Source organism: Liquorilactobacillus sucicola DSM 21376 = JCM 15457, from assembly GCF_000612445.1.
Taxonomy (GTDB): Bacteria; Bacillota; Bacilli; order Lactobacillales; family Lactobacillaceae; genus Liquorilactobacillus; species Liquorilactobacillus sucicola.
In genome coordinates this window covers 1-3,255 of record NZ_BALC01000014.1, presented here as the reverse complement: position 1 = coordinate 3,255, position 3,255 = coordinate 1, and the positions used below count along the sequence as shown (strand labels likewise).

Below are 3,255 nucleotides of genomic sequence, written 5' to 3'. Positions count from 1 at the left end.
TGCACGGCAACGACCTACCCTCGCAGGGGGCGATCCCCCAACTACTATCGGCGTGAAGAAGCTTAACTTCTGTGTTCGACATGGGAACAGGTGTATCCTTCTTGCCATCATCACCGCACTCTTTGTGCTTGAGAAAAACTTGTTCTCTCAAAACTAGCTAATATCTTTCTTTCCTTAACTTACCTTCCACGTTCTCTTACTCTTTGGTTAAGTCCTCGACCGATTAGTTTTGGTCCGCTCCATACATCACTGTACTTCCACTTCCAACCTATCTACCTGATCTTCTCTCAGGGGTCTTACTTTCTTGCGAAATGGGAAATCTTATCTCGAGGTGAGTTTCGCACTTAGATGCTTTCAGCGTTTATCTCATCCACACGTAGCTACCCAGCTATGCTCCTGGCGGAACAACTGGTACACCAGCGGTGTGTCCATCCCGGTCCTCTCGTACTAAGGACAGATCCTCTCAAATTTCCTACGCCCGCGACGGATAGGGACCGAACTGTCTCACGACGTTCTGAACCCAGCTCGCGTACCGCTTTAATGGGCGAACAGCCCAACCCTTGGGACCGACTACAGCCCCAGGATGCGATGAGCCGACATCGAGGTGCCAAACCTCCCGTCGATGTGGACTCTTGGGGGAGATAAGCCTGTTATCCCCAGGGTAGCTTTTATCCGTTGAGCGATGGCCCTTCCATACGGAACCACCGGATCACTAAGCCCGACTTTCGTCCCTGCTCGACTTGTCTGTCTCGCAGTCAAGCTCCCTTGTGCCTTTACACTCTGCGAATGATTTCCAACCATTCTGAGGGAACCTTTGGGCGCCTCCGTTACCTTTTAGGAGGCGACCGCCCCAGTCAAACTGCCCACCTGACACTGTCTCCCGCCACGTTTATTGGCGAGGGTTAGAGTGTTCATACAACGAGGGTAGTATCCCACCAACGCCTCAGTCGAAACTAGCGTTCCGACTTCAATGGCTCCTACCTATCCTGTACAAGTTGTACAAACACCCAATATCAAGCTACAGTAAAGCTCCATGGGGTCTTTCCGTCCTGTCGCGGGTAACCCGCATCTTCACGGGTATTATAATTTCACCGAGTCTCTCGTTGAGACAGTGCCCAAATCGTTACGCCTTTCGTGCGGGTCGGAACTTACCCGACAAGGAATTTCGCTACCTTAGGACCGTTATAGTTACGGCCGCCGTTTACTGGGGCTTCAATTCTGAGCTTCGCCGAAGCTAACCCATCCTCTTAACCTTCCAGCACCGGGCAGGCGTCAGCCCTATACGTCATCTTACGATTTTGCAGAAACCTGTGTTTTTGATAAACAGTCGTTTGGGCCTATTCACTGCGGCTGATCTGTCGATCAGCACCCCTTCTCCCGAAGTTACGGGGTCATTTTGCCGAGTTCCTTAACGAGAGTTCTCTCGCTCACCTGAGGATTCTCTCCTCGACTACCTGTGTCGGTTTGCGGTACGGGTAGTTGTAACCTTACTAGAAGCTTTTCTCGGCAGTGTGACATCAGAACCTTCGCTACTTTAAATTTCGCTGCCCATCACAACTCGTCCTTAGATAAGCAAGCATTTGACTCGCTTAAAAACTTGTTGCTTGGACGCACATGTCCAACAGTGCGCGTTCCTAGCCTCCTGCGTCCCTCCATCGTTCAAACAATTACAACTAGTACAGGAATCTCAACCTGTTATCCATCGCTTACGCCTTTCGGCCTCAGCTTAGGTCCCGACTAACCCTGGGAGGACGAGCCTTCCCCAGGAAACCTTAGTCATTCGGTGGACAGGATTCTCACCTGTCTTGCGCTACTCATACCGGCATTCTCACTTCTAAGCGCTCCACCAGTCCTTCCGGTCTGGCTTCACCGCCCTTAGAACGCTCTCCTACCACGCAACCTTACGGTTGCATCCACAATTTCGGTAACATGTTTAGCCCCGGTACATTTTCGGCGCAGGGTCACTCGACTAGTGAGCTATTACGCACTCTTTAAATGGTGGCTGCTTCTGAGCCAACATCCTAGTTGTCTATGCAACTCCACATCCTTTTCCACTTAACATGTATTTAGGGACCTTAATTGGTGGTCTGGGCTGTTTCCCTTTCGACTACGGATCTTATCACTCGCAGTCTGACTCCCGGATATAGATCAGTGGCATTCGGAGTTTATCTGAATTCAGTAACCCAAGATGGGCCCCTAGTCCAAACAGTGCTCTACCTCCACGATCCTTCTTTCCGAGGCTAGCCCTAAAGCTATTTCGGAGAGAACCAGCTATCTCCAAGTTCGTTTGGAATTTCTCCGCTACCCACACCTCATCTCAGCATTTTTCAACATACATGAGTTCGGTCCTCCAGTGCGTTTTACCGCACCTTCAACCTGGACATGGGTAGGTCACTTGGTTTCGGGTCTACGTCTGCATACTCATTTCGCCCTCTTCAGACTCGCTTTCGCTACGGCTCCGTCATTTCCGACTTAACCTCGCATACAAACGTAACTCGCCGGTTCATTCTACAAAAGGCACGCTATCACCCGTTAACGGGCTCTAACTACTTGTAGGCACATGGTTTCAGGAACTGTTTCACTCCCCTTCCGGGGTGCTTTTCACCTTTCCCTCACGGTACTGGTTCACTATCGGTCACTAGGAAGTATTTAGCCTTGGGAGATGGTCCTCCCGGATTCCGACGGAATTTCACGTGTTCCGCCGTACTCAGGATCCTGAACTGAGAGAAACTTGTTTCATCTACAGGGCTTTCACCTTTTTTAGCTGACTTTCCCAAGTCATTCGATTACAAGCTTCCTTGATAACTCAAATGTTCAGTCCTACAACCCCAAGAAGCAAGCTTCTTGGTTTGGGCTGTTCCCCGTTCGCTCGCCGCTACTGAGGGAATCGATTTTTCTTTATCTTCCTGCAGGTAATTAGATGTTTCAGTTCCCTGCGTCTTCCTCCAACTGATCTATGTATTCAATCAGTGGTAATAGTCGATTAAAACTACTGGGTTTCCCCATTCGGAAATCTCCGGATCAAAGCTTACTTACAGCTCCCCGGAGCATATCGGAGTTAGTCCCGTCCTTCATCGGCTCCTAGTGCCAAGGCATCCACCATGCGCCCTTAATAACTTAACCTATCTTTACCATCGGTAAAGCGGTTATGAGTTTGCGTCAAGAAAATTCTTATTTTCAAAACTCTTTAAAACGCGGTGTTCTCGGTTTGTTAATTTAAGAAAAAATATTATCTAGTTTTCAAAGAACAAATTT

2 rRNA genes are annotated in these 3,255 nt (G+C 49.2%); both read right to left on the bottom strand.

The features are described 5' to 3' along the window. Position 1: 1 nt before the first annotated feature. A 5S ribosomal RNA gene (rrf, locus tag JCM15457_RS11525) occupies positions 2-118 on the bottom strand. A gap of 85 nt (positions 119-203) precedes the next feature. Then, positions 204-3,123: ribosomal RNA gene (locus tag JCM15457_RS11520) — 23S ribosomal RNA — on the bottom strand. Positions 3,124-3,255: the final 132 nt, after the last annotated feature.